Genomic DNA, 26,666 nt, shown 5'->3' on the forward strand with positions numbered 1-26,666 from the left:
AAAGAAAGCAGCTTCCCCGACGGATCTGCAGCTCGCGATCGGGCGACTACGCCGGGGATCGCCACACTCGCCATCCTGGCTCGGGTGGCGACGGCGCGCGTCCTGCGCGCCGCCCTTCGGGTCTCACGGTTGGCACCGGCACTTGCAAGCTCGCATAGGCGAAAAGGCGAGAAGAGGCAACGGGAGGGACGGCAGGACGGCGTCCTCTGCTCTTCCGAGCAGTAACGTGAGCCGAGCGAACCGGAGGCCCGGAGGGCGGCGGCCATGGATGGTCGCCGCGTCCACCCGAGGCAGGATGCCGAGTGTGGACGCCGCCCGCGCCTTATCCGGTCGCCTGCTGTGGGCTCCACCCGGGGAAGGCCCTTTCTTTTGGTTCCTTTTCTTTGGGCCAGCAAAGAAAAGGAACTCGGGCGCGCCAGCGCACGAAACGCCTTCGCATCAAAGCTATGCCAAGCGGCAGTGACGCGACGCCGGTGACAACTGATTTCGCGAAAGGGGAGCGTTGCGCGAGAGAGAACCGCCCCGCAGGAACGCCCCTTGCAAGGCCTCCCCCGCCGGCCCCAAGCGGCCACACCACCACCCGGCGGGACCATGATCGACAAGTCGCTCTACATCGCCATGACCGGCGCCAGCGCCTCGCTCCGCGCGCAGGCCGGCGTCGCGCAGAACCTCGCGAACGCCGACACCGTCGGCTTCCAGGCGACGCTCACCGCGACCACCGCCGTCCCCGTCACCGGCCAGGGCCTCGGCTCGCGCGTCGCGGCGATGCCGCAGATGGCGGGCGTGAGCGGCGCGCCGGGCCAGATCCGCACCACCGGCAACGACCTCGACGTCGCGCTGCACCCGGATCGCTGGCTCGCCGTGCAGGCGCCCGACGGCAGCACCGCCTACACGCGCGCCGGCGACCTCCAGCTCACGGCGAACGGCCTGCTCACCACCGCCGGTGGCCTGCCGGTGCTCGATGCCGGCGGCGCGCCGCTGTCGGTGCCGCCGCACCAGACCATCTCGATCGGCGGCGACGGCACGATCTCGATCGTGCCGCAGGGCCAGCCGGCGAGCACGATCACCGAGGCCGGCCGCCTGCAGGTGGTCGCGGCGAAGACGACCGACCTCGTCCGCGGCGAGGACGGCCTGTTCCGCACGCCGCCGGGCGCGGATGCGCCTCCGCCTGCCGCCGGGGCCGCCCTGGTTTCCGGCGCGGTCGAAGGCAGCAACGTGCAGGCCACCACGATGCTCGTCTCGATGATCCAGCTCGCGCGCCAGTTCGAGATGCAGGTACGCGTCTTGCAGAGCGGTGACGAGAACGCCCGCTCTTCCAACTCCCTCCTCTCCTCGCGCTGATCGCGCACCTGACGGGACACCGCCATGACCCAGGCACTCTGGATCGCCAAGACCGGCCTCGATGCGCAGCAGACGCGCATGGCCGTCACCTCCAACAACCTGGCGAACGTCAACACGGCCGGCTTCAAGCGCGACCGCGCGAGCTTCGAGGACCTGCTGTACCAAACCGTGCGCCAGCCCGGCGGCTCCACGTCCGAACAGACGCAGCTGCCCACCGGCCTGCAGGTCGGTACGGGCGTGCGCGTGGCGGCCACGGCGAAGAGCTTCTCGCAGGGCAACCTGTCGACCACCGGCAACGCACTCGACGTGGCGATCAACGGCCGCGGCTTCTTCGAGGTGCTGATGCCCGACGGCTCGTCGGCGTACACGCGCGACGGCACGTTCCAGGTGAACTCGCAGGGCGAGCTCGTCACCAATTCCGGCTATCCGGTGCAGCCCGGCCTGCAGCTGCCGCAGGGCACGCAGTCGCTCACCATCGGCGCGGATGGCACCGTGACCGCGCAGGTCGCCGGCCAGGCCGAGGGCGTGCAGGTCGGCTCGCTCACGCTCGTCGACTTCGTGAACCCCGCGGGCCTGCAGGCGAAGGGCGAGAACCTGTTCGCCGAAACCGGTGCCTCGGGCCCCGCGCAGCAGGGCAATCCGGGCAGCAGCGGCCTCGGCACGCTCGTCCAGGGTTCGGTCGAAAGCTCGAACGTCAACGTGGTGGAAGAGCTCGTGTCGATGATCGAGACGCAGCGCGCCTACGAGACCAATGCCAAGGCGATCAGCACCGTCGATTCGATGCTCGCCTACCTCAACAACAACCTGTGACCGCGATGAAGACGACCGCCCTGCTCCTCGCCCTCGCCTCGCTCACCGGCTGCGCCGCGGTGGTCGGCGACGTGCGCACGTTCCGCCAGGACGAGACCGTGCCGACGCCTTCGCAGATCCACGCGCGGATGGCCGCGCAGGCACAGGCCTACCGCGCGGCGACCGCGCAGCCCGTGGCACCGGCAGTGCAGCCGGTCACGCTCGCGTCGGCGGGCGACGGCGGCGGCTCGATCTACGCATCGGCCAGCGGCGGCGGCACGCGCCGCATGCGCCTGTTCGAGGACAACAAGGCGCGCGAGGTCGGCGACATCCTCACGATCATCCTCGTCGAGAACACCGCCTCCACCACGCAGGCACAGACGGCCGTCACAAAGAGCTCGTCGATCGACATGGCGGCGCCGACCATCGCGGGCCAGTCGGTCACCTACAAGGGCCGCAACATCCTGCAGGTCGGCGTGGAAGGCTCGCGCGACTTCGCCGGCGGCGGCGACAGCAAGCAGAGCAATTCGCTCGACGGCACGGTGAGCGTCACCGTGGTGCAGGACCTCGGCAACGGCAACCTGCTGGTGGCCGGCGAGAAGAAGCTGCGCCTCAACCAGGGCGACGAAGTCGTGCAGGTGCAGGGCATCGTGCGCACGTCCGACATCGCCGCCGACAACACCATCAGCTCCGAGCGGGTGGCCGACGCCAAGATCGTCTACGGCGGCCGCGGCACGCTCGCGCGGTCGAACGCGATGGGCTGGCTCGGCCGCTTCTTCAACTCGGCCGTGATGCCGTACTGAGGCCACCGACATGACCGCCGCGACCTTCTTCCGCCGCACCGCGCCGACGCGCAGCGCGCGTCTGACGTTCCTGCAGGCCGCGCTCGCCGTGCTCGGCCTGTTCGCGATCGGCGCGCCCGCGCAGGCCGAGCGCATCAAGGACCTCGCGCAGGTCGCCGGCGTGCGCGGCAATCCGCTGGTCGGCTACGGCCTGGTCGTCGGCCTCGACGGCTCGGGCGACCGCACCTCGCAAACGCAGTTCACCGTGCAGTCGCTCAAGTCGATGCTCGACCAGCTCGGCGTGACCATCCCGCCGGGCGTGAACCCGCAGCTCAAGAACGTGGCCGCGGTGGCGATCAGCGCCGAGCTGCCGGCGTTCGCCAAGCCGGGCCAGACGATCGACATCACCGTCTCCAGCATCGGCAATGCCGGCTCGCTGCGCGGTGGCCAGCTGCTGATGGCGCCGCTCAAGGGCGCCGACGGGCAGGTCTATGCCGTCGCGCAGGGCGCACTCGTGGTGAGCGGCTTCGGCGCGCAGGGCAAGGACGGCTCGCGCATCTCCGTCAATGCCACCAACACCGGCCGCATCCCGAACGGCGCGATCGTCGAGCGCGCGGTGCCCGGCGGCGCGCAGGGCGGCACGGTCACGCTCAACCTCAACCAGTCCGACTTCACCACCGCCACGCGCATCGTCTCGGCGATCGACGGCGCCTTCGGCCCCGGCCATGCGCGCGCGCTCGACGGCGTCACCATCGAGATCAATCCGCCGACGGGCGACCGCATCGCCTTCCTCGCGCGGCTGGAATCGCTCGACATCGCGCCCGGCGCCGCGGCGGCGAAGGTGATCGTGAACTCGCGCACCGGCACCGTCGTGATGGGCGGCCAGGTCTCCGTGCTTCCGGCGGCGGTCTCGCACGGCTCGCTCACCGTCTCGATCACCGAGTCCACGCAGGTCAGCCAGCCGAACGCGCTCGCCGGCGGCGGCACCGCGGTGATCACGCAGTCGACGCTCGAGGCCACGCAGTCCGGCGGCCGCATGTTCAAGTTCGAGGGCGGTGCGTCGCTCGACGCGATCGTGCGCGCGGTCAATGCCGTCGGCGCCGCGCCGGGCGACATCGTCGCGATCCTCGAGGCGCTCAAGCGCGCCGGCGCCCTGCGCGCCGAGCTCGAAGTCATCTAAGCCCGCGCCCCAGCGGCCGTTAACGATCCCGGGCCGGCCCTCTCCGGCCCGTCGTCCCTGCCCCGCCCGAGTTCCGATTCCCGCGCCAAGACCCCGTCACCGCCGCCTGCGGCATGCCCTTTGCATCGGTCCTGCCATGCGCCTCCAGACCGCCATCGCCCTCGACAGCGCCGCCGCCAAGGCGACGTCCCGGCCCGCCATGGAGAAGGCCGCGCAGGAACTGGAGACCCAGTTCGCGCACATGATGATCAAGTCGATGCGGGCCACGACCGGCGGCGATCCGCTCGGCGGGAACAATTCGACCTACCGGGACATGTACGACCAGCAGCTGTCGCGCGAGCTCACCAGGGGCCGCGGGCTGGGCCTGACCCCGATGATCATGCGCCAGCTCGAGCGCTCGACCGCCCCGCAGGGGCCGATCGCGCCGACCGCCCCGCTGCCGCTCGCTCGGCCGTCCGCGCCGCTCGCAATGGCGCAGCCCGCCGGCGGTGGCTTCCGTCTCGACTTCGGCAGCAGCCTCGGCCTCGCCCCGACGAACGCCGGCGTCTCCATGCCCGCCGCCACGCCGCTGCCCACGCCGCCCGCGCCGCGCATCGGCAAGAGCACTGCGGCGAGCGCGGCCGACTGCGGCCCGCTCACCCCGCTCGACTGCAGCAGCCCCGAGGCCTTCGTCAAATCCCTCTGGCCGCATGCGAAGAAGACCGCTGAGGAGCTCGGCGTGTCGGCGAAGGCGCTGATCGCGCAGGCCGCGCTCGAGACCGGCTGGGGCCGTCGCCTCGTCGGCGGCGACAAGGGCGCGGTCTCGCACAACCTGTTCGGCATCAAGGCGACGGGCTGGAACGGCGCGAAGGTGGCCTCGGGCACGCACGAGTACGTCAACGGCGTGCGCCAGAACATCCGCGACAGCTTCCGCGCCTATGCCTCGGCCGCCGAGAGCTTCGCCGACTACGCGAAGCTGCTCGGCCGCTCGCGCTATGCCGACGCCCGCGGCACCGGCGAGGACGTCCACCGTTTTGCGAGCGCGCTGCAGAAGGGCGGCTATGCGACGGACCCGTCGTACGCCAACAAGATCACCGCGATCGCGAACGGCGCCACGATGCGCCGCGCGCTCGCCTCGCTGGAGCAGGGATAAGCCATGAGCGTGCTCTCCACCGGCTCCTCCGCCCTGCTCGCCTTCCAGCGCGCGCTCGGCACCGTCGGCCACAACGTCGCCAACGTCAACACCCAGGGTTATTCGCGCCAGCGCGTCGAGCTCGAAAACCGCGTCGGCCAGAACACCGGCGTGGGCTACGTCGGCAACGGCGTATCGGTGGCGCGGCTGCAGCGACTCGCCGACGGGCTCGTGTTCGCGCGGCAGGTCGACAGCAGCGGCGAGATGGGCCGCCTGCAGCAGCTCAACGACGCCGCCGGGCGCCTGGACTCGGTGCTCGGCAATCCCGCCACCAGCCTGTCGAAGCCGTGGGCCGCTTTCTTCGGCGCGGCGAAGTCGGTCGTGGCCGAACCGGGCTCGTCGATCGCGCGGCAGTCGATGATCGATGCCGGCGACGCGCTCGCCAGCCGCTTCCGCACGCTCGACGCGCAGATGGCGACGCTCGGCCGCGACACCGAGGACCGCCTCGCCGGCCAGGTCGACATGGCCAACCAGCTCGCGGGCGAGATCGCGCGGCTCAACCGTGACATCGTGGTCGCCGGGCCGAATGCCAGCAACGACCTGATCGACCAGCGTGATCTGCGGATCACCCGGCTCGCGGGCCTCACCGGTGCCGAGATCGTCGAGCAGGACGACGGCGCCATGAACGTCTTCGCCGGCGGCCAGCCGCTGGTGCTCGGCGACCGCGCCGGAAAGCTGGCGCTCACTGCCGATCCCTTCCGCGCCGACCGCAAGGTGCTCGCGCTCGACAGCGTCGGCGGCCCGGTGCAGCTGCCGCCGGGCGCGGTCTCCGGCGAGATCGGCGGCATCCTCGAATTCCGCGGCCGCGTGCTCGACCCGGCGCGCGCCGAGCTCGGCCGCCTCGCCACCGCGTTCGCCGCCAGCTTCAATGCCACGCACCGTGGCGGCGTCGACTACAACGGCGCGCCCGGCACGGACTTCTTCTCGATCCCGGCGCCGCCGGTGCAGGGCCACGGCGGCAACACGGGTACCGCGACCTTCACCACCGGCATCGCCGACGTCGGTGCGCTCAAGGGCCTCGACGTCGAACTGCGCTTCGCTGGCGGCAGCTGGAGCGCCGTGCGCCCCGGCACCGGCGAGCCGGTCGCGATGGCCGGTGCGGGCACCTCGGGCAGCCCGTTCGTGATCGAGGGCGTGTCGCTGGTGGTGGGCGGCGCGCCCGCGAACGGCGACCGCTTCAGCCTGCGTCCCACGCTCGACGCCGCCGCGGGCCTCAAGGTCGCGCAGCGGGATCCGAATGCGATCGCCGCCGCCGCGCCGTTCCGCGTGGCCGTCGACGCGACGAACCTCGGCAATGCGCGCCCCGGCAGCATGCAGGTGACGAATGCCGCGGCCTTTTCCGGCTTCACCACCGCGCGCATCGACTTCATCGACGCGACCAACTACACCGTCGACGGCGCCGGCCCGTTCGCCTACACCGCCGGCCAGCCGATCACCGGCGCGGGCTGGTCGGTCACGTTCGACGGCGCGCCCGAGGCCGGCGACACCTTCGACCTCTCGCGCACGCCCGCGCGCAGCACCGACAACGGCAATGCGCGCCTGCTCGGCGGGCTCGACCAGCGCGGCCTGCTCGACGGCGGCGCCACCGGGCTCACCACGGGCCTGAGCCGCCTGACCGCGCGCGTGGGCAGCGAGGCGCAGCACGCCGCGCTCAACCTCGAGGCGCAGACCGCCCTGCACGACCAGGTGATCGCCGAGCGTGATTCCACCAGCGGCGTGAACCTCGACGAGGAGGCCGCCGACCTGCTGCGCTTCCAGCAGGCTTACCAGGCCGCGGCGCAGGTGATCTCGACCGCCGACAACATGTTCCAGACCCTGCTCGGCGCCGTGAGCCGCTGACGGAGACGACGATGACCATGCGCATCTCCACCGCCGGGCTGCACCAGCAGGGCCTCACCGCACTGCTCAACCGCCAGAGCGAGCTCGCCAGGACGCAGCAGCAGCTCTCCACCGGCAGCAAGCTGCAGCGCGCGGCCGACGATCCCACCGGCATGGCGCAGACGCAGCGGCTGGATCACGCCGTCGCCTCGCTCGAGCATTTCGGCCGCAGTGCCGACCTGCTCGACAACCGCCTGCGCGCCCAGGAAGGCGCGCTCGGCGATGCCGGCGACTACCTCAACCGCGCGCGCGAGCTCGCGGTGCAGGCCAACAACGCCACGATCTCGCGCCAGGACCGCGCGCTCATCGCCACCGAGATCCGCCAGTTGCGCTCGAGCCTGATCGCCGTCGCCAACCGCACCGACGGCAACGGCCGCGCGCTGTTCGCCGGCCAGCGCGACGGCGTCGTGCCGTTCACCGACGCCGCGGGCACGGTCACCTACCACGGCGACGACGGCCAGAACCGCGTGGACGTGGGCCCCGACGTCGCCCTGATAGACGCCGATCCCGGCAGCGAGGTGTTCATGCGCGCGCTCGGCGGCGACGGCGAGATCCGCGGCCGCGCCGGCGCGTCGAACACCGGCACCGGCGTGCTGCAGTCGGTCGTCGCGAGCGACCCGTCTGTCTGGGCGGGCCGCAGCCTGAGCCTGCAGTTCACCTCGCCCACGCAGTGGCAGGTCGTCGACGCCGCCAACGCGGTGGTCGGCACCGGCACGTATGCCGGCAGCGATGCCACCCTCACCGTGGCCGGGGTGACCACCCGCATCACCGGCAGCCCCGCCACCGGCGACAGCTTCGCGATCGCGCCGGCGCCGCGGCAGGACGTCTTCTCCACCCTGCAGCAGCTCGCCGACGTGCTCGTCGCGCCGCAGGCCACCCCGGCCGAGCTGGCGCGCGTGGGCAACGGCGTGGGCGCCGCGCTGCGTGACATCGCCACCGCGCAGGAGCATTTCATCGGCTTCCGGACGTCGACCGGCGCGCGGCTCGCCGCCCTGGAGGCCACCGCCGACGACCGCGCCGAGTCCGACATCAGCCTGCGCTCCACGCTCTCGGGTCTGCGCGACGTGGACTATGCCGAGGCGAGCAGCCGCCTGAGCCTGCAGCTCACGGCGATCGAGGCTGCCCAACGCAGCATGCTCCGGGTACAGTCCCTGTCCCTGTTCGACAAGCTGTAAGGCCCGACCGATGTCGAACCTGCCCGGAGCCGAAGGCTCCGCCCCGCCCCTGGACGACCGCATGACCGAGGCCCTGACCGGCCCCGCCGCCGACGGCGAAAGCCTGTACGAGAAGTACATGCTTCATCACCCCGCCGACATCCGCGGCTGCCTGCGCCAGCTCGTCGACAAGCGCTGCACGCTGCTCGTCCACGCGGCCGGCACCGCGCAGGCCGTCTCCGCCGTGCTCGGCTTCGGCGAGGGCTCGCTGTGGGTCGACGTGCCTCGCGACGACGCACTCACCGAGCGCCTGCTCGCCGCCGATCGCCTGCGCTTCGAGAGCTCGGTCGACCGCATCACCGTGCGCTTCGCCACCGGCGCCGCGCGTCGCGGCACGTTCGAGGGCCATCCGGCGCTCGAGGTCGCGCTTCCGCAGAAGGTGATGCACCTGCAGCGCCGCGAGTTCGTGCGGCGCGAGCCGGCCGGCCAGCTGCACTGCCTGATCCCCGCGCAGTCGCCCGACGGTAGCGCGCGAACCACCCGCGCGACCATCGCCGACATCGGCGGCGGCGGCCTGGCGGTGCTGTCGAGTGACGACCATTCGCTCGTACTCACCACCGGCGGGACGATCCCGGGCGTCGTGCTCGACCTGCCGGAGCAGGGCCCGATGACGGTGACGCTGCGCGTGCAGCATGCCGAGCGCATCGACCAGCGCGGCCGCAAGGTCTGGCGCGCGGGCTGCAGCTTCGTCGACCTGCCCGTGCAGGACCAGGCACGCCTGCTGCGCTACGTGATGCAACTCGACCGCCTGCACGCCGCGAAGCTGCGCGACCCGGACTGAGCCGCCCGTACGGCGCCGTCCCGCGGCGGCGCGGACGACGTATATCCTCGCGCCCGCCTTCGACCCGGTGCCGCGCATGCAGAGCTTCCTCGACCCCGCGATCCTGTTCTTCGTCTTCGGGCTGATCGCGGGCACGCTGCGCTCGAACCTCGAGATCCCGCAGCCCGTCGCGCGCTTCCTCTCGCTCTACCTGCTGATGGCGCTCGGCCTGAAGGGCGGGTTCGCGCTGCACAAGTCGGGCCTCACCGCGGACGTCGCGCTCGGGCTGGCCTGCGCGCTCGCGCTCGCCGTGATCGTGCCGGCGGTCGGTTACGTGCTGCTGCGGCGGCGCTTGGACGGGTTCAACGCGGCGGCCATCGCCGCGACCTACGGCTCGGTCAGCGCGGTCACCTTCATCACCGCCGTGCAGCACATGGACACGCACGGCCTGCCCTACGGCGGCCACATGGCGGCGGCGATGGCGCTCATGGAATCGCCGGCGATCATCATGGCGGTGCTGCTCGCGAACCTCGTGCGGCATCGCCAGGCGCGCGTCGCATCGACGCAGGCCGCGTCCATGCCGATCGGCAGGGTGCTGCACGAATCGTTCACCGACGGCGCGCAGCTGCTGCTGCTCGGCGCACTCGTCGTCGGACTGCTCACCGGCCCCTCGGGCGAGGCGGCGATGAAGCCGTTCGCGGGCGACCTCTTCAAGGGAATGCTCGCATTCTTCCTGCTCGACATGGGCCTGTCGGCGTCGCGCCATCTCGGCAGCCTGCGCGGGCAGTCGCCCTGGCTGCTCGCCTATGCGCTGTTCGCGCCGCCGGTGCACGCGATGCTGGCGCTCGGCCTGTGCCGCACGCTCGGGGTCGCCGAGGGCGACACCGCCCTGCTGATGGTGCTCGCGGCGAGCGCGTCGTACATCGCGGTGCCCGCGGTCGTACGCCATGCGATTCCGGAGGCGAATCCGTCGCTGTATTTCGGCATGTCGCTCGGCATCACGTTCCCGATCAACATCCTCGTCGGCATCCCGCTGTACGTGGGGATCGCGCACGGCACTGCCTGACGCACGACGGCCTCCAGCCGGCCGCGCGCTGGCCGATACCGACGCGGGCACCTGCGGACGACGTTCCGCAACGGCGGCCGCCCGCCCCGCCTAAAGTTTTCGCGCGCCGCGCCGAACGTGCGTACGCGTTGCTGCCGCTTGCTTCGCAAACGCCTGCACGTCAAGCGTTTTTTCCGCAAGCGGCCTAAAGCCCGCGAGGGAGGTGCCGTTACTCCTCACAGCAGCGGCGAAGGCAATCCCGCCGAACCCTGCAAAGCCGGCACAAAGGGCCTTCGCCGCCGCCGGCATTCACTGGGAGACAAGACGATGTCCATCATCAATACCAACGTGATGTCGCTGAACGCGCAGCGCAACCTGTCGACGAACAGCGCGAGCCTCTCGACCTCGATCCAGCGCCTGTCCTCGGGCCTGCGCATCAACAGCGCCAAGGACGACGCCGCCGGCCTCGCGATCTCCGAGCGCTTCACGACGCAGATCCGCGGCATGAACCAGGCCGCCCGCAACGCGAACGACGGCATCTCGCTGGCGCAGACGGCGGAAGGCGCCCTCGGCGAAGTGTCGAACAACCTGCAGCGCGTCCGTGAGCTGGCCGTGCAGTCGGCCAACGCCACGAACTCCGATTCCGACCGCGCCGCGCTCCAGGCCGAAGCCTCGCAGCTGACGTCGGAAATGAACCGCGTCGCTTCGCAGACCGAGTTCAACGGCCTCAAGCTCCTCGACGGCTCGTTCGCCAACAAGGACTTCCAGGTCGGCGCCAACAGCGGCCAGACGATCAGCGTCGCCGGCATCGTCGATGCCCGCACCGCCTCGCTCGGCGCGCACACCCTGACGGCCGACGGCACGATCACCGGCAATGTCGTGACCGGCGCGTCCGGCGCGGTGACCAACGGCGTCGACGCCGCCACCGCCGCCACGGCGTTCACCATCACCACCGCGCAGGGCGGCACCACGAGCCCGATCACCTACGCCGCGAACTCCGGCGCCGATGCGATCGCCGCGGCGATCAACACGGCCGGTTCGGGCGTGGGCGTCACCGCCACGGCCTCGAACAGCACCACGCTCTCGGGCATCAGCGCCGCCGGCGCGGTCTCGTTCACGCTCAACGGCTCGGCGGTCTCGGCGAACGTCGCGGATCCGAACGACCTGTCGAACCTGGTCTCGGCCATCAACGGCGTGTCGAACAACACCGGCATCACCGCGACGTTCACGTCCTCGTCCTCGAAGAACTCGATCACGCTGTCGACCACCGACGGCCGCAACATCGAGCTCCGCGACTACGCCAACGGCGGCGGCGCGACGGAGACGGCCAACTTCGGCGGCACCACGCTGACGGAAGGCACCACGGTCTCGGCGATCAAGACAGGCACGGTCTCGCTGTCGAGCAGCAAGGGTGCGATCGCCACGGCGAACGCCAATGCCGAGGTGTTCGGTTCGGCCGGCGTCAACAACTCGAGCTTCAGCTCGGTCGCCGCGCTCAACATCAGCACGGCCCAGGGCGCGAGCGCTGCACTGAGCACGATCGACTCGGCCCTCGCGCAGATCAACAGCTCGCGTGCCGACCTCGGCGCGGTGCAGAACCGCTTCCAGTCGGTGATCTCGAACCTGACGACCACCTCCGAGAACCTGTCGGCCTCGCGCAGCCGCATCCGCGACACCGACTACGCGAAGGAGACCGCCGAGCTCTCGCGCACGCAGATCCTCTCGCAGGCCGGTACCGCGATGCTCGCCCAGGCCAACCAGGCCACCCAGAGCGTGCTCAGCCTCCTGCGCTGATCCCGGCGACGGCGGGCGCTCCGGCGCCCGTCGACCCCGCGGGCCGATCCGGCCGCGGCTCGCAGCTCCACGAAGAACCCCGCTCCGGCGGGGTTTTTCTTTGCGTGCACGGTCGCTGGCGCGCGCATTGCATGGCGGGGACGCGTGCAGCGTGTCGCCGGTCGCCCTTCGGTCGATCGGTGCGCGCGCGTTCTCAAGGCGCGTCCGGGCAGGCCGATAAAGCCTCCACGAGGAACGGCATCCCGCCGCTCCGGCCCGATCAGCAGGAGGTGCGTCATGGCGATATCCAGCCCCGGCGTCGGGTCCGGCCTCGACGTCAACTCGCTCGTCTCGCAGCTCGTCGCCGCCGAGCGCGCGCCGACCGATGCACGCTTCGCGCGCATCGAGAAGACGACGCAGGCGCAGATCTCGGCCTTCGGCGCGCTCAAGGGCGCGATGAGCGGTCTGGAGAGCGTGCTCAAGCGCTTCGAAGGCGCCGGCTCCACCCTCGGCCGCAAGACCGGCGTGGCGGCCGACGCGGGCTACACCGCGAGCGCCGCGGCCACCGCGTCGATCGGCAAGTACCAGGTCAGCGTCGAGCGTCTGGCGACCGCGCAGAAGCTGCAGTCGGCGCCGGTCGCCGCGGCGACGCAGGTCGGCCACGGCACGCTCGAGATCCGCATCGGCAGCGGCGATCCGATCCGCGTGACCGTCGAGCCGGGCAAGGGCACGCTGTCGGACATCCGCGACGCGATCAACAAGGCATCCGGCAACCAGCTCGGCGCCACCGTGGTCCGCGGCGACGCGGGCGACGTGCTCATGCTCGCCTCCAACAAGGTCGGCACCGCCGGCACGCTCGCGATCACGGCGAGCGGCGGCGACGGCGGCCTCGCGGTGCTCGCCACCCCGGGCGGCACGATGACCGAGACGGTGCAGGCGCGCGATGCGCAGGTGATCGTCGACGGCGTGACCCGCACCGTGACCTCGAACACGCTCACCGACGTCATCGACGGCGTCACGCTCAACCTCACCAAGGCCGACCCGGGCAAGACGTTCCAGCTCGAGGTCGCCGGCGACACCAGCCCGCTCAAGGCGTCGGTGCTGAGCTTCATCAGCGCCTACAACGTGGCGCTCTCGCAGCTGCGCACGCAGGGCGCGGCCGGCGGCGAAGGCAAGGTCGCCGGCCCGCTCAGCGGCGATCCGGCGCCGCGCTCGATCACGCAGAACCTACGCAATGCGGTCGTCTCCAGCTACGACGCGCTGACCGCGCTCGGGGTGAAGTCGTCCGTCGAAGGCTCGCTGAGCCTGGACGGCGCGAAGTTCGACGCCGCCATGGCCGCCGATCCGGCCGCCGTCCGCAAGCTCCTGGGCGACGACAGCAGCCTCGGCGCCACGATGCGTTCGCTCGCGAAGAACTACGGCGGCGACAAGGGCCTGCTCGAAGGCCGCAGTTCCGCACTCACTTCGCGCATGAAGTCGCTCTCGACCGAGAAGCTCAACTTCGAGAAGCGCATCGAAGGCTTCGAGGCGGCCTACCGCCGCCAGTTCACCCAGCTCGACACGCTCGTCTCGAAGATGCAGAGCATGAGCAGTTACCTCACCCAGCAGATCGCCGCGCTGCCGAAATCCTCCTGACCGAATCCTCCGCCATGAACGTCCGCGCCTACGCCAACCAGTACCGCCAGACCGCCGTCAGCAGCGCCGTGCTCGACGCCGATCCGCATCGACTGATCTCGCTGATGTTCGCCGGCCTGCGCGAGCGCCTGCGCCGCGCCGCCGCCTGCATCGAGGCCGGCAACCAGCCGCGCAAGGGCGAGGCGATCAGCGAGGCCTCGCTGATCGTCGGCCACCTCGACGGCTGCCTCAACCACGACGCCGGCGGCGACATCGCCGGCAACCTCGCCGCGCTCTACGACTACCTGCAGCGCCGCCTGCTCGAGGCGAACGTGCGGAACGACGCGTCGATCCTGCTCGAATGCGACGGCCTCGTCGCCGACATCGAATCGGCCTGGAACGCGATCTCGCCGGCGCCCGCGCCCGCCGCCGACGGGGCCGCCGCATGACGGTGGTGCTGCCGACAGAGGCGCTGCGCGAGGCGATCGCCGCGGGCGACTGGGATCGCGCGCACGCGCTGCTCGAACACCACGAGACCGGCCTGCGCGCCGCGCTCGAAGGCGGCTCGGCCGCGGAGTCCGGCGCCCGGCAATCGTGGGTCGACCTGCTCGCCGCGCAGCGCGCGCTGATCGACGAGCTGCGTACCGCCCGTGACGAGGCCGGCCGCGCGCTCGAGCGCCTGGGCCGTGACCGTCGCGGCATGGCCGCCTACCAACGCGACGGCGGATGAGCCCGGAAAGCGCCCGCGACACGCTGTTCGGCGATGCGCTCAGCTGCGACGAGACACGCCCCGTCGCGGTGCTGCCGGAATGGCCCGATGACGCGCGCCGCCGTGCGCTCGTCGCCCGCGCCGAGGCCTTCGTGCGCGCGCTCGCCCTGATCGAGGACAGCCGCGCCGAGGACCCGGAAGACCACGGCCCGGCCGCGGACGCGATCCGCCGCGTCGAGGCGAAGGTCGACCTGCTCGTCGGCCTGGTCGCCACGCTCGTGCAGCGCGACCTGCCCGCCGACCCCGTGCGCCCGCTGCAGTGGTCCGAGCGGGGCCTGGTGATCGACCTGCCGTTCGCCGACGCCAGCGGCTTCGTGCAGGACGCGCCCGCGGTGGTGCGCATGGGCCTGTCCGATGCCCTGCCCCAACCCCTCGTCCTGCCGGTCACCGTGCTCGCCCTCGAGCCCACGCCGAGCGGGCGCCGCCTGTGGCTGCGCTTCGACGGGCTCACGCCCGCGCTCGAGTCGCTGCTCGGCCGGCACCTCTTCCGCGTGCATCGCCGCGCCGTCGCCGAGAGCCGGCGCCAGCGCTGAGCCGGCTGGCGGAGCGCGCGGCCGCTCGGCTAAGGTGCGGCAAACCATCGGCGGGACATCGCGTGCGGGTCCTCATCTGCGACGACCACACCCTCATCCGGGCCGGCCTGCGCCGGCTGGTCGCCTCGTTCGAGGGGATGGAGGTGGTCGCCGAGGCCGCAAATGCCGACGAGGCGGTGATGCGCACGCGCGAGCACCGGCCCGATGTCGTCCTGCTCGACCTCTCCATGCCCGGCCGCAACGGCTTCGACGCGCTCGACGAGTTGCAGCGCACCTGCCCCGACGTCGCCGTGGTGATCATGTCGATGCACGACGACGCCGGCCACGTGCGCGAGGCGCTGGCCCGCGGCGCGCGCGGCTTCGTGGTCAAGGAGGCCGCCCCCGCGGAGCTCGAGATCGCCCTGCGCGCGGCCCAGGCCGGGCGCATGTTCCTGAGCCCGCAGGTGTCCGCGTCCGTGATCGAGGGCGCCGGCAACGGCGCGGCGCGTGCCGCGCGCCGCGCGCCCGACGCCACCGCGCTCTCGCCCCGCCAGCGCGAGATCCTGGCCGCGCTCGGCGCCGGCCGCACCACCAAGCAGATCGCCGCCGAGCTCGGCATCTCGGTCAAGACCGTCGAGACGCACCGCGCGCGGCTCATGGAGGCGCTTGGCTGCCGCAATGCGGTCGAGCTGCTGCGCGCCGCGATGCAGTGGGCCGAGCGGATCTGACCGGCGCGGTGTGACCGCGTCCGTAGTTCGCGAAAGCCGGTCTTACCGCGCCGACTGGGACAGCGTCCACGGAACACGCCGGAAATCCGGCGGTCGTGTCGGGGATTCCCCGACATCCCCGACGCGCCATACCGCCGCTTCGTAGGGATCGCCCCGATTCGGGCTCTGGCACGCATCCTGCACGCTCGCCTGCAGGATTCATGCCGCGCTAACGAACAGCACTTAGCCCAACCCCCGGGGAGTTCCATGAAGGCGACCGTCCGCGCCCAGATGTCGCAGTCGCTCAACCTGACGCCGCAGTTGCTGCAGTCGATCCGGTTGCTGCAGCTGACGGCGCCCCAGCTCGAAATGGAGCTGCGCCAGGCGCTGGACCGCAATCCGATGCTCGAGGTGGACGAAGGGGACGAGGCCGGCGAGACCGATGCCGACGGGCACGAGGCCGGGCAGGACGAGGCCGCGCTCGACGCCGCGGCCTGGGACGAGTTGCCGGAACCTGCATTCCTCGCCGGTACGGGCAGCGGCGCCGTCGTGGGGGACGACGACGCGACCGCGCGCATCGCCGACGGGGAGTCGAGCGATTTCCGCGTGCGGGTGCTGAAGGCGCTCGAGCTCTCGTGGCGGCCGGCCGACCTCGCCATGGCCGCGTTCTGGCTCGACCACACCAGCGACTTCGGGCTGCTCGAAGCGCCGCTCGCCGAGCTCGAGGCCGTGGGGACGGCCTCGCTCGGCGTGCCGGCGCGCGCGCTCGAATGCGTGCGCCAGCGCCTGCTGCACGGCGAGTGGCCGGGCCTGTGCGCGGTCGACGCGGCCGAATGCCTGTGCGCGCAACTCGACCTGCTCGCCGACAGCGAGGAGAAGGTGCTCGCCCGTCGCATCGCCCGCGAGCACCTCGCCCTGCTCGCCCGCCACGACGGCCGTGCGCTCGCGCAGGCGCTCGGCGTGTCCGTGGCCGAGTCCGATCGCGCGGTCGCCCTCCTGCTCTCGCTCAATGCCTGCCCGGTGCCCGAGCCCGCGCATGCCGGCGACGAGCACGTCATCCCCGACGTCGTCGTGCGCAAGCTGGGCGGCACGTGGCGCGTGAACCTCAACGGCCGCACCCTGCCGAAGGTGCGCGTCTCGCCGCATTGCGAGCAGGGCCTCTCGGGTGCGCCGGGCGACGTGTCGGCCCTGCGCGGCCTGCTCGACGAGGCGCGCTGGCTGGTGCGCGGCATCGCCATGCGCAACGACACCCTGCTGCGGACGACGCAGGTGCTCATCGAGCGCCAGCAGGCCTTCCTCGAGCAGGGCGAGGAAGCGATCGCCCCGCTCACGCTGCGCGAGGTCGCCGACGCGATCGGCATGCACGAGTCCACCGTCTCGCGCATCACCACCGGCAAGTACATCCAGACCCCGCGCGGCACCTTTGAGCTCAAGCGCCTCTTCGCCGTGCGCCTGGAGGGCGCCGAGGTCTCGGGCGCCGCGGTGAAGGCGATGGTCAAGCGCCTCATCGACGCGGAACCTGCTCATGCCCCGCTCGCCGACGAGACGATCGCCGGGCTCCTCGCGCGACAGGGGATACGCATCGCCCGCCGGACGGTGGCAAAGTACCGGGACCAGCTGGACATCGCCCCCGCCCGGGCGCGCCAGCGTCCGCTGCCGGCACTCGCCGGCAAGTGATCCGAGGGTCAGGGAGATCCACCATGCTCAGCGTGCTGCTCGTCGACGACCACGAAGGCTTCATCAACGCGGCCGTCCGCCACCTGCGCCGGCTCGACTGGGTCACCATCGCGGGCTCCGCGTCGAACGGCATCGAGGCGATCGCCCAGTGCGAGGCGCTGCGCCCGGACGTCGTGCTGATGGATCTCGCCATGCCCGAGATGGGCGGCCTGCAGGCTACGCGCCTGATCAAGGCGCAGGATGCCCCGCCCTACATCGTCATCGCCTCCCATTTCGACGATGCCGAGCACCGTGAGCACGCGCTCCGCGCCGGCGCCGACGCCTTCGTCAGCAAGCTGTCCTATATCCACGACGTGATGCCGCTGCTCGAGAAACTCGCCGGCCGCACGGACACGGGGGCGCCTGTCGGGGCCGGCGAATGAGCGAGTCGCGCATTCTGGTGATGGATGGCGACATGTCGCGCGCCGAGCGCGTCGCCACCCTGCTGGAATTCATGGACTTCACCCCGCGGCTCGTGGCCGACGCCGCGGACCTCGACCCCGCGCGCGCGAAGCCCACCGACTGGGTCGCGATCGTCGTGGGCGACGTCGGCGATCCCGATGCCTGGCTGAAGTTCGTCGACTGGCTTTCGCGCCAGCCGCTGCATCCGCCGCTCATGCTCCTGCCGGGCCATGAGGAATCCGCCGCCTGGCGTGCCCGCGTGCATCCCGACGCCGTCTGGCCCCTCGACTACCCGATCCGCCGCACGCAGCTGCAGGAAGCGCTGCGCCGCGCGAGCCTCAAGCGCATCGACGACGAGGAGCGCGCCGAGTCCTCGCCCGGCACCGGCCCGACGGGCAGCAGCGAGGCGGTCACGCGGCTCAATCGCATGATCGACCAGGTGGCCGGCTTCGACACCACCGTGCTCGTGCTCGGCGAATCCGGCACGGGCAAGGAAGTCGTCGCCCGCACCATCCACGAGCGCTCCAGGCGCGCGGCCAAGCCGTTCGTCGCGATCAACTGCGGCGCGATCCCGCCGGACCTTCTCGAGAGCGAGCTGTTCGGCCACGAGAAGGGCGCCTTCACCGGTGCGCTCACGCAGCGCAAGGGTCGCTTCGAGATGGCCGAGGGCGGCACGCTGCTGCTCGACGAGATCGGCGACATGCCGATGGCGATGCAGGTCAAGCTGCTGCGCGTGCTGCAGGAACGCACGTTCGAGCGCGTCGGTGGCACGCAGCTCTACCACTGCGACGTGCGCGTGGTGGCGGCCACGCACCGCAACCTCGAAGACCAGATCGCGAAGGGCGGATTCCGCGAGGACCTTTTCTATCGCCTCAACGTCTTCCCGATCGAGATGCCTGCCCTGCGCGAGCGCACCGAGGACCTCCCGGACCTGATCGCCGCGATCACGCGCCAGCTCGCCGAGAGCGGGCGCGGGCGCGTTTCGCTCACCGGCGAAGCCGTCACGGTGCTCAAGCACTACCACTGGCCCGGCAACGTGCGCGAGCTGCACAACCTGCTCGAGCGCCTCGCGGTGCTGCATCCCAACGGCCAGGTGCGTGCAGCGGACCTCCCCGCCCGCTATCGCGCGGGGATGCCCGACCTGCCCGTCGAGCCGGCGCCGGCGCCGCCGATCGCGCCGGCGCTCGCCGCCCCGCCCGCGGCGAGCCGTGTCGCGGCGAATGCGTCGCCGCAGCAGCCCGTCGCGCCCGTGGACCCGGCATCGATGTCCGCACGCGCCACGCTTCCGCCCGAGGGCATCGACCTCAAGGGCCACATGGCCGAGCTCGAGCTCGAGCTGATCCAGGCCGCACTCGCACAGGCCAACGGCGTGGTCGCCCACGCCGCGCCCCTGCTCGGCCTGCGCCGCACCACGCTCGTCGAGAAACTGCGCAAGTACGGCATCGAGCGCGATAGCGACTGACCGGAGTCGGTCGGTCCGATTTGGCGGGTGCAGCTGGATCGTGGCGTCGATCCGACCGGCCAGCCTGTTGCGCAAGGGCGCTTGCACTGATCGGAAATCGAGCGCGAGGGCGACGGATCGAGAGCTGTCGGGCCCCTCCCTGCGGGCGTGGCGCCGGTTCGGGTGCCGATGAGATCGGCAAGGCCTCTCGCGCAACGGCGCGGCGACTGACCGATCGCTGATCCTATTCCTGCTGGAAGAGCGAAGTTGCGGCTGTGATCACCGCGATGGCCAGCAGCGAGGAAGGCGCGGCGCCCGGCCGGTGACCCTCCGAACGCCCGACCCGTGCTGCATCACGGGCCCGCGCCGTGCGCACCGATGCGTCGACAAGGGGATGCCGCATCGGCATCAGCGATCGAGCGGACTCAGCACCGCCCCTGCGCCGCGGCCGAGCACGTGGGTGTAGATCTGCGTCGTCCCGAGGTCCTTGTGGCCGAGCAGCTCCTGCACCGTCCGGATGTCCTGCCCGGCCTCGAGCAGGTGCGTCGCGAACGAGTGCCGGAGCGTGTGGCAGGTCGCCGGCTTGTTGATACCCGCGATGTCGCGCGCACGCCGCACCGCGCGCTGCAGCGCGCTTTCGTCGATGTGATGCCGGTGGATCGCGCCGGTCCGCGGATCCGGCGATCGCTGCCCCGACGGAAAGACGAACTGCCAGCCCGGCTCGCGCGCCGCCGTCGGATACTTCTTCGCCAGTGCATGCGGCAGCCGCGCCTCGCCGAAGCCTTCCGCGAGGTCGTGGCGGTGCAGCAGCAGGGCCCGCTCGATCGCACGCTCCAGATCGTCACGCAATGCGTTCGGCAGCGGGACGCGTCGATCCTTGTCGCCCTTGCCCTCGCGGACGATGATCTCCGAGCGCTCGAAGTCGACGTCCTTCACCCGAAGGCGCGTGCACTCCATCAGCCGCATCCCCGTGCCGTAGAGAAGCGCGGCCATCAGTCGAGTCTGCCCGTCCATGGCCGCGAGAAGCCGGTCCACTTCGCCACGCGACAGCACCACCGGCAGCCGCCGCGGCCGTTTCGCACGCACGACGTCCTCCATCCACGGCAGCCGGATGCCGAGCACCTCGCGATACAGGAAGAGCAGCGCCGCGAGCGCCTGGTTCTGCGTACCGGACGCGACGTCGTCGCGCGCCGCGAGGTCGGTGAGGAACCGCTCGACCTCCGGCCCACCGAGTTCGCGCGGATGGCGCCGCCCGTTCGCCAGGATGAAGCGACGCACCCAGCTGACGTAGGCTCGCTCGGTGCGCAGGCTGTAATGCCGCACCCGCACGCGGTCGCGGACCTGGTCGAGAAGCCGCCCGCCCTGTTCCGCGGCCGGTCTCAGCGCGGGGCCCGCGGGCTGCGAAGGCCAGCCGGGTGACGCATGGCCGGAAGCCGGCATGTCCCCGCGGCCCGTCATCAAGGCGTCGAACTCGGGTTCAGGATCCCGATAGCGTCGCCGCGGTGCGGGATCGGCACCCGGCCCTGAAAACCGCCCGTCCACCCGCCGGTCCCGCGGCTCCTGCAGGGGCGCAACCGCCTCCCTGCGGGGACGAAGGCGGTGGTAAAGCTTTACCAATGCTTCCATGCTTGCGTAACCCGTTACACCGCGTCCTTACGGTATCTACAGGATCCGTCGGCGCGGGACGTGGCAGTCAGTGGACAAGGCTGCAGTGCAATGTAGGAAAAGCCCGCGCAACAGGGCTGCTACACCGCGCTTGCCGGGTTGTAAGGATTTAGCGTGGCGCGTGTTGTGGTAAACGTGACGTGCGCTGGGGCAGCCGGATTGCAGATATAAGATGTTGGATCTAAAGGCGTTTTTGATGTGCTCGCGGCATGCACTGCCAGATGGGCGTTACCGTGTCACTTTTGGAACAGAATCGGTGTTAGGCCTCACTGCGAATGTCCGAGCTCTACATCCATACATCGGGAAACACGCTGGCTCCGGCGCTGGCGGTGCTTCGCCAGCGGGGCTATTCAGTGGAACTGCTGTCTAAAGACCCGGAAATGATCCAAGCGAGCAAACCGGGCATCCGGCTCATTGCCGAGGACCCGCTTTACCTGCTGGGCCTAGCTTCCATAGCTGAGGCCAGAGGATCCCAGTGGCCGCCCACTGATGGAGAAGTGGATGCGCTACTGAACTTGCTCGAGCTGGCACGGTAGAGTGAGGCCTAACAATTCGTCCAAGCCGACGCCGCTTCGCGGCGCGGCTTAACTCAGGTGTTAGGCCCCTTGAACAAGACCTACGATGACGTCCGGATCGCATTCGACACGGGCTCTGTGGCCGAGGCCTCAAAGGTCGAGCTCGAGCAACTCTTGCTTGCGATAGGTCGCGAGCGAATCCAAGACCCGATCAATCAGGCTCGTGCGTCGCAGATGGGCGAGACCATGCGTCAGCTTTTGGCAGCCCGGCAGAGCCAGGAAATGCACGGGCAAGCCCTGCGCATATCCAAGCTTGCGCTGTGGGTATCGGCGCTGGCGTTCGTGGCATCTTTGGCGCAGCTTGCCGTCGCCGTTTATCAGGTGCGCTCCTCGGCTCCGCCTGCCGCGGAATCAAAGCGTGCTCCAGCGGTACCAAGCGGCAAGGGGCCTAACAATTCGTCCAAGCCGACGCCGCTTCGCGGCGCGGCTTAACTCAGGTGTTAGCGCTCACACTGGTTGCAACCTTCCTAGCGGCTCCCTAGGCGGCGCACCCTTCTGTATCTCACGGTCGCATCAGGCGGATGGCTTCTCGCCCGCGGTTCAGCATCTCCCGCCCAGACCGGTCAGTGCCCGCGGTGAAGGCGCTCGGCGCCTGTAGTTCCGGCGCCGCTGCGGATCCATCGCGCCCCATGGCACACTCCGGGTTCCCTGCGGTCCATTCCGGCTGGCTCCTCGGCGTGTGATCGCTAACTAGTCATTCAACCCGACGCCACTTCGTGGCGCGGGTTAATTCCGGTGTTAGGCCACAGAGGTCCCCATGTCGCACTTGTTGGTCCGAGCTGCGTGTATCGCCGGAGCCGGGCTGGGAGTGAGCTGGCTCCTGCTGGCCGGCAATTCCCCGCTTTCGAGCTTCCTGGTAGGCCAGCCGCTCATCACCAACTTCGCGTCTGCCATAAACCTGCCCACTACTCTCTTCGCACTCGGCGGGTTTCCGGGGCGCGCGGCTCCAACGGATCTGGCGGTCGCTCTAGTGGCAGCCGGCCAATGGCTGGCTTACGGCTTGGCGGCTGCTTGGGTATGGCGCAAGCTGTGGCCTAACAATTCGTCCAAGCCGACGCCGCTTCGCGGCGCGGCTTAACTCAGGTGTTAGGCCGCGGTGTGGTTCTTGCCGCAGTTCGTCTAGTCCGGGGCCTGTCGCCTCACCGAGGTGCGCTGCAGATCAAGAGCTCGCCTCGGGCGGCATCAGCGGCGCCGCCGCTAGCGGGCTGCCCTGCTCCACTTCCCGCAGGTTCGCTCGCATTCGTCTGTATCCGCACGATTGCCCGGGCTTCGGCTAGCCCACGCAGTCACGCAAGGCGGCGCCACAGCTCTTCGGGAACGGCAGCGCCGGCCGTCGTACCCCGCGCCCCGCTGAGGTGATGGCAAAGTCCCAACCCTCGCCGGCCCGGTTGCATCGTCGCTCCGCCCGCTTCAGGCTACGGCCTAACAATTCGTCCAAGCCGACGCCGCTTCGCGGCGCGGCTTAACTCAGGTGTTAGCGCCCTTGAGAAAGGTCACAGCTCTTGCAGCATTGCTTAGCGGCTGCACCCTCTCGGCGCCGGATGCGCCGTCTATTTCACAAGCAACTTGGCGTCGCGCGTCAGACCTCGAGCGCGTCATAACGCTCGTGAACTCGCGGGCCACGCGTGTGGAGCACAAGGCACACGAGTCGCTGGTCACTGCATGGGGCACGATGTACCTCGGGGTACAACTTGAGCGTGCTACCGCACACCTTTCCCCCGAGCCGGATGGCTATTCGCTCTGCTACACAGCGCCTGAGCTCCCCGTCGGGCCGAATGAGGGCATACCGTCTTCGGCAGCGCCGGCGGAGTTCCGGTTTACGATCCTGAACTTGCCGAAGGGTTCGAAAGTCCGCTTCTTGGAGCGCTGCCGCCCGGGCGCTAACAATTCGTCCAAGCCGACGCCGCTTCGCGGCGCGGCTTAACTCAGGTGTTAGGTGCCCATGCCGGTCTTTCGTTGTTTCATTCGCGGTGAAAACTTTCCCGGCTCGCTGCTTGGACAGGCTGAGCCGATCGGCTTCTTCGCAACTCGCTTCGTCGAGGCAGCGTCGGCGGCCGAAGCCGAGATGGTCGCCCTAGACCTGTTGCGGCAAGATCCAACGTTCGATGCGGTCGGCCCAGAAGACCGGATGGAGGACGCGAGGGTGTACTTCGAGGAGATTGATGAAGAACCCGCCGACTTTGAACGCGGCCCTGGGAAGGGGTTTTCATTCTTCCCGATGGGCACCTAACAATTCGTCCAAGCCGACGCCGCTTCGCGGCGCGGCTTAACTCAGGTGTTAGGCGCCACATGATTGTTCGCCGTTGCCCAGCTTGCCGAAGCTGCCAAGTACCGACGTGGCTGCTCGCGGCTGCTTCCCGCACCCACTGTCGCAGCTGCTGCGCCAAGCTCCGAGTGCATTGGCTCGTCAGTCTGGTGCTGTCGGTGCTCATGCCGGTATTTCTAGTGCTCTTTGGTATCTACCTTCTAAGTGCCGGGCAGCCGGTCGCAATGATTGTCGGGCTCCTTCTTGCTGCGCTCGTTGCCACGGGGCTACTCCAAGCGGCGTTCGCGCCACTTGTGGGCTGTGGCTCCACCAGGGACCTATAGAGTGTGGCCGCTGTTGCTCGTGAGCCCGCAGGTTCGTAGTGTGGCGCCTAACAATTCGTCCAAGCCGACGCCGCTTCGCGGCGCGGCTTAACTCAAGTGTTAGGTGCACTATGGCGTGGCTTCCCGTATATGCAGTTCAGGAAGACTGGGGCGCATTATTGGCCCGCTTGAACGAGTCCGCTGAGATTGCATTCATCGTCTCATCCGGGAAAGGTGCGTGGCGTGCCGTGAGGTCGCTGCCGGCGTTAGCGCCGGGACGCTACTGTTTGTGGCATATCCCCAGCGGGTCTCTTCCGTTGGTCCGCCGAGCCGGTGCTCCTCCGGGTGAAATCGCAGACCCGTTCTGTGGCTGGGCTGAAGAACGAGCCGGCGCGGATCCGACTACACCTTATTTCGGGGCAGGTCATCCAGGCGTCATTTGGCTCAACGTCCGCCCAACTTGCACTCACCCGAGTACAAGCCAGCCCATCGTAGGGCTGTGTTCGTTCGAATGGATTGGAAATCACTACAAGATGCTGGGCGCTCCGGCTGATCCGCGGACAACCTCATACTGGAACGCGCTGGGTCGTTGGGTAAAGAAGCAGGCGTCGCGCGTACCACGTGGTGGCCCCCGGCAGGGTACGGCACCGGAAATCTGGGCCTTACCCGCTGCTCTGCGCCTGTTTGAAGAGGGTGCATCCGGTGCCGTCGCGTAGTGCACCTAACAATTCGTCCAAGCCGACGCCGCTTCGCGGCGCGGCTTAACTCAGGTGTTAGGCCGTAGAACAAGGAGTCGCTATCCGTGAACCATCTAGAGCGGTACCCAAAGTGGCGGGTGCTGCGCGCTTGGTTTTTCTTGGTGGGCTCTGTCGCACTCGTACTGCGAACTGGCATCTACCTCGGGGCGAAGGTCTACTACGATGTCCCGTGGGAGAGTTCCGACGCCATCATCGCGTTCATGGGCGTTGGCGGCGCCTGGGTCGCATATGTCTGCGTCCGCGTGTTGCGCTCTCGCCGAAAGGCCGTCGCCGGCGCGTAGCCTACGGCCTAACAATTCGTCCAAGCCGACGCCGCTTCGCGGCGCGGCTTAACTCGGGTGTTAGACCTTATGAAAAACATCATCGCTGCCACCGTCCTCGCCTTGGCGCTCCTCGGCCCCATAGGGAAACTGCTGGCTGCCGAAAGCCCCGAGGACGTTGAACGCCAGTACGTCGAGGCTGTTCGTTCCAAAGGGCTCACCGCGGTCCCTGAGTTCATTCACCCTGACGAACTCGAGAGGTTCCGCGAAATGCTTCTCCCAGTGTTGGGCGACGACCTACCTGTGGGAAAAAACCTGAGGGCGGCCTTCTTCGGCCCCTCGGCAACCGCAGAGTCCGTGCGAACGCTCGATGGTCCGGAGTTCATGCGTGGCTTCATGGGCTTCGTGGCCGGTCAGATGAAGACCATGGACCTAACCATCGGCAAGCCGGAAATCCTTGGAAGCGTCAAGGAAGGTGAAGTCGTACACCTCGTGACCCGAAACACGGCAGGTGCTGGAGCCCTTCAGCTCACGCAGTTGGAGGTGGTTAGCCTCAAGCCCTATAAGGGTTCGTGGCGCCTACTTCTGTCGGGCAAACTTGACGGCATGGCGCAGGCCCTTAAAGCTCAGGCTGCGGCTCCGTCCCCATAAGGTCTAACAATTCGTCCAAGCCGACGCCGCTTCGCGGCGCGGCTTAACTCAGGTGTTAGGCCGCTATGGATAGTTCTCTGCTGCATGTAGTGGCTGTTGTCGCGGCACTCGTCGCCGCCGGCCGTTTCAGCACATTCGCGCGGCTGGCCAGAGTTTTCCCCGCAGGGAGCCGCCCGGCCGGTCAGCGTTTTCGCTTCGAAACCGCGCAGCTCGGTCCACTCACCTGGACATACTCGCTGGACCTAACGGTGGCCCCTGCCGGGCTGTTCCTCGCCCCGATCCCGCCGTTTCGCTTCTTTCTTCCCACATCGTTCCTGCCGTGGGATCGGGTCGCAATCATGCAAGACAACCCCTACTTCGTTGATAGGGTGTCCGTAAGCGTGCCAAGCCAAGGCTTTAAGGCTACCTTCTGGGGCAGGTCGGGCGCGGCTATCGTCAATGCTCACGTAGCCGCCACTGGTTCGCGGCCTAACAATTCGTCCAAGCCGACGCCACTTCGTGGCGCGGCTTAACTCAGGTGTTAGGCGCATGAGAACAGGGCTGGTCGCGCTCATGGCATTCACTCTGGTGGGCTGCGCGTCCAAGCCAGCCGCCACGCTGTCTGGTGTGGAAGTCCGCTTGGGTAGTTGCATACCGCCCGGCTCTGTCCTCGTCCGCCTCCAACTCTTCAATGGGTCGGAAGAGCGTGTGGCGTTCCGTACGTACGGCCCTGCAGGGCCGCCGTTCAAGCTGCACCCGGCCGCAGTGCAACTGCAGCGATCTGCGACGGGCGAGCCTTGGCAGATAATCCTTGAGCACTTTGTGCCGGCCAGCCATGAGGTTTCGCTAGGGGCCGGCGACGAGGCCGGCTTTGTCGTCCAGCCGAGCCCTTGGCCATCCCTGTACGAGCCCGGCCTGTTCAGGGTTGAGGTCCGCGATACTGTGGGGCGACCGCATTATTCCAAGGAGCTGGGCCTGTGCCATCCGGGCTCAGCGCCTAACAATTCGTCCAAGCCGACGCCGCTTCGCGGCGCGGCTTAACTCAGGTGTTAGGCGGTGGAACAAGTGTCTGTGGAGTCCGGAATGAAAGCATTGATCGTGCTGTTGGCGCTTACC

23 protein-coding genes are annotated in these 26,666 nt (G+C 69.5%); 22 read left to right on the forward strand and 1 reads right to left on the reverse strand.

Going from position 1 to position 26,666, the window contains the following annotated elements; all coding sequences use genetic code 11:
- Positions 1-594: 594 nt before the first annotated feature.
- The 18 genes from ACYVJJ_RS14525 (at position 595) to ACYVJJ_RS14610 (ending at position 19,115) form a co-directional block, all read left to right on the forward strand.
- Positions 595-1,341, forward strand: a complete 747-nt coding sequence (locus tag ACYVJJ_RS14525) for a flagellar basal body rod protein FlgF (RefSeq protein WP_460834709.1) — start codon at positions 595-597, stop codon at positions 1,339-1,341.
- 24 nt (positions 1,342-1,365) lie between these two features.
- On the forward strand, positions 1,366-2,151 hold the full coding sequence (flgG, locus tag ACYVJJ_RS14530; protein ID WP_460834633.1) for a flagellar basal-body rod protein FlgG: 786 nt from the start codon (positions 1,366-1,368) through the stop codon (positions 2,149-2,151).
- Positions 2,152-2,156: 5 nt separating this feature from the next.
- Entirely contained in the window at positions 2,157-2,933 is a 777-nt protein-coding gene (locus tag ACYVJJ_RS14535) for a flagellar basal body L-ring protein FlgH (protein WP_460834635.1), read from the forward strand.
- Between the two features lie 10 nt (positions 2,934-2,943).
- Positions 2,944-4,092, forward strand: coding sequence for a flagellar basal body P-ring protein FlgI (locus tag ACYVJJ_RS14540; RefSeq protein ID WP_460834636.1), 1,149 nt, complete (start codon positions 2,944-2,946; stop codon positions 4,090-4,092).
- Between the two features lie 136 nt (positions 4,093-4,228).
- On the forward strand, positions 4,229-5,224 hold the full coding sequence (gene flgJ / locus ACYVJJ_RS14545) for a flagellar assembly peptidoglycan hydrolase FlgJ (RefSeq protein ID WP_460834638.1): 996 nt from the start codon (positions 4,229-4,231) through the stop codon (positions 5,222-5,224).
- A 3-nt stretch (positions 5,225-5,227) separates the two neighbouring features.
- A complete protein-coding gene (flgK, locus tag ACYVJJ_RS14550) occupies positions 5,228-7,102 on the forward strand; it encodes a flagellar hook-associated protein FlgK (protein WP_460834640.1) in 1,875 nt (624 codons plus the stop codon).
- An 11-nt stretch (positions 7,103-7,113) separates the two neighbouring features.
- The gene (gene flgL, locus ACYVJJ_RS14555) at positions 7,114-8,316 is read left to right on the forward strand and encodes a flagellar hook-associated protein FlgL (RefSeq protein WP_460834642.1); all 1,203 of its coding nucleotides are present in this window, start codon (positions 7,114-7,116) and stop codon (positions 8,314-8,316) included.
- A 61-nt stretch (positions 8,317-8,377) separates the two neighbouring features.
- Positions 8,378-9,136 (forward strand): flagellar brake protein, encoded by a 759-nt coding sequence (locus tag ACYVJJ_RS14560; protein ID WP_460834644.1) that lies wholly within the window; start codon positions 8,378-8,380, stop codon positions 9,134-9,136.
- Between the two features lie 76 nt (positions 9,137-9,212).
- Complete coding sequence (locus tag ACYVJJ_RS14565) at positions 9,213-10,181, forward strand: sodium-dependent bicarbonate transport family permease (RefSeq protein WP_460834646.1); 969 nt, start codon at positions 9,213-9,215, stop codon at positions 10,179-10,181.
- Between the two features lie 306 nt (positions 10,182-10,487).
- On the forward strand, positions 10,488-11,954 hold the full coding sequence (locus tag ACYVJJ_RS14570; protein WP_460834647.1) for a flagellin N-terminal helical domain-containing protein: 1,467 nt from the start codon (positions 10,488-10,490) through the stop codon (positions 11,952-11,954).
- A gap of 276 nt (positions 11,955-12,230) precedes the next feature.
- Complete coding sequence (gene fliD / locus ACYVJJ_RS14575) at positions 12,231-13,568, forward strand: flagellar filament capping protein FliD (protein ID WP_460834649.1); 1,338 nt, start codon at positions 12,231-12,233, stop codon at positions 13,566-13,568.
- Positions 13,569-13,582: 14 nt separating this feature from the next.
- The gene (gene fliS, locus ACYVJJ_RS14580) at positions 13,583-13,996 is read left to right on the forward strand and encodes a flagellar export chaperone FliS (RefSeq protein ID WP_460834652.1); all 414 of its coding nucleotides are present in this window, start codon (positions 13,583-13,585) and stop codon (positions 13,994-13,996) included.
- Positions 13,993-14,277, forward strand: coding sequence for a hypothetical protein (locus ACYVJJ_RS14585; protein WP_460834653.1), 285 nt, complete (start codon positions 13,993-13,995; stop codon positions 14,275-14,277). Before fliS ends, ACYVJJ_RS14585 begins: the two co-directional genes overlap by 4 nt.
- Positions 14,274-14,849 carry a PilZ domain-containing protein gene (locus tag ACYVJJ_RS14590; protein ID WP_460834654.1) on the forward strand — a complete coding sequence of 192 codons (576 nt, stop codon included), beginning with the start codon at positions 14,274-14,276 and terminating at the stop codon, positions 14,847-14,849. Before ACYVJJ_RS14585 ends, ACYVJJ_RS14590 begins: the two co-directional genes overlap by 4 nt.
- A gap of 62 nt (positions 14,850-14,911) precedes the next feature.
- Positions 14,912-15,556, forward strand: coding sequence for a response regulator transcription factor (locus tag ACYVJJ_RS14595; RefSeq protein WP_460834655.1), 645 nt, complete (start codon positions 14,912-14,914; stop codon positions 15,554-15,556).
- Between the two features lie 246 nt (positions 15,557-15,802).
- Positions 15,803-17,212 (forward strand): RNA polymerase factor sigma-54, encoded by a 1,410-nt coding sequence (gene rpoN / locus ACYVJJ_RS14600; protein WP_460834657.1) that lies wholly within the window; start codon positions 15,803-15,805, stop codon positions 17,210-17,212.
- 23 nt (positions 17,213-17,235) lie between these two features.
- A complete protein-coding gene (locus ACYVJJ_RS14605; RefSeq protein ID WP_460834659.1) occupies positions 17,236-17,634 on the forward strand; it encodes a response regulator in 399 nt (132 codons plus the stop codon).
- Positions 17,631-19,115, forward strand: coding sequence for a sigma-54 dependent transcriptional regulator (locus ACYVJJ_RS14610; protein WP_460834661.1), 1,485 nt, complete (start codon positions 17,631-17,633; stop codon positions 19,113-19,115). Before ACYVJJ_RS14605 ends, ACYVJJ_RS14610 begins: the two co-directional genes overlap by 4 nt.
- Before the next feature lie 387 nt (positions 19,116-19,502).
- Here the strand turns inward: ACYVJJ_RS14610 and ACYVJJ_RS14615 are convergent, their stop codons facing one another.
- Entirely contained in the window at positions 19,503-20,552 is a 1,050-nt protein-coding gene (locus ACYVJJ_RS14615) for an integron integrase (protein ID WP_460834662.1), read from the reverse strand.
- A 482-nt stretch (positions 20,553-21,034) separates the two neighbouring features.
- On the opposite strand from ACYVJJ_RS14615, the gene ACYVJJ_RS14620 reads away from it, so the two are divergent.
- The 4 genes from ACYVJJ_RS14620 to ACYVJJ_RS14635 all read left to right on the forward strand — a co-directional run bounded on the left by ACYVJJ_RS14620 (position 21,035) and on the right by ACYVJJ_RS14635 (position 25,571).
- Positions 21,035-21,295: a hypothetical protein gene (locus tag ACYVJJ_RS14620; RefSeq protein ID WP_460834664.1), complete on the forward strand. Its 261-nt coding sequence runs from the start codon at positions 21,035-21,037 to the stop codon at positions 21,293-21,295.
- Positions 21,296-21,364: 69 nt separating this feature from the next.
- A complete protein-coding gene (locus ACYVJJ_RS14625) occupies positions 21,365-21,766 on the forward strand; it encodes a hypothetical protein (protein ID WP_460834665.1) in 402 nt (133 codons plus the stop codon).
- Between the two features lie 1,510 nt (positions 21,767-23,276).
- On the forward strand, positions 23,277-23,564 hold the full coding sequence (locus tag ACYVJJ_RS14630) for a hypothetical protein (protein ID WP_460834667.1): 288 nt from the start codon (positions 23,277-23,279) through the stop codon (positions 23,562-23,564).
- Between the two features lie 1,446 nt (positions 23,565-25,010).
- Positions 25,011-25,571 carry a hypothetical protein gene (locus tag ACYVJJ_RS14635; protein ID WP_460834669.1) on the forward strand — a complete coding sequence of 187 codons (561 nt, stop codon included), beginning with the start codon at positions 25,011-25,013 and terminating at the stop codon, positions 25,569-25,571.
- The last annotated feature ends 1,095 nt before the right edge of the window (positions 25,572-26,666 follow it).

This window comes from Lysobacter humi (ex Lee et al. 2017) (genome assembly GCF_054781815.1).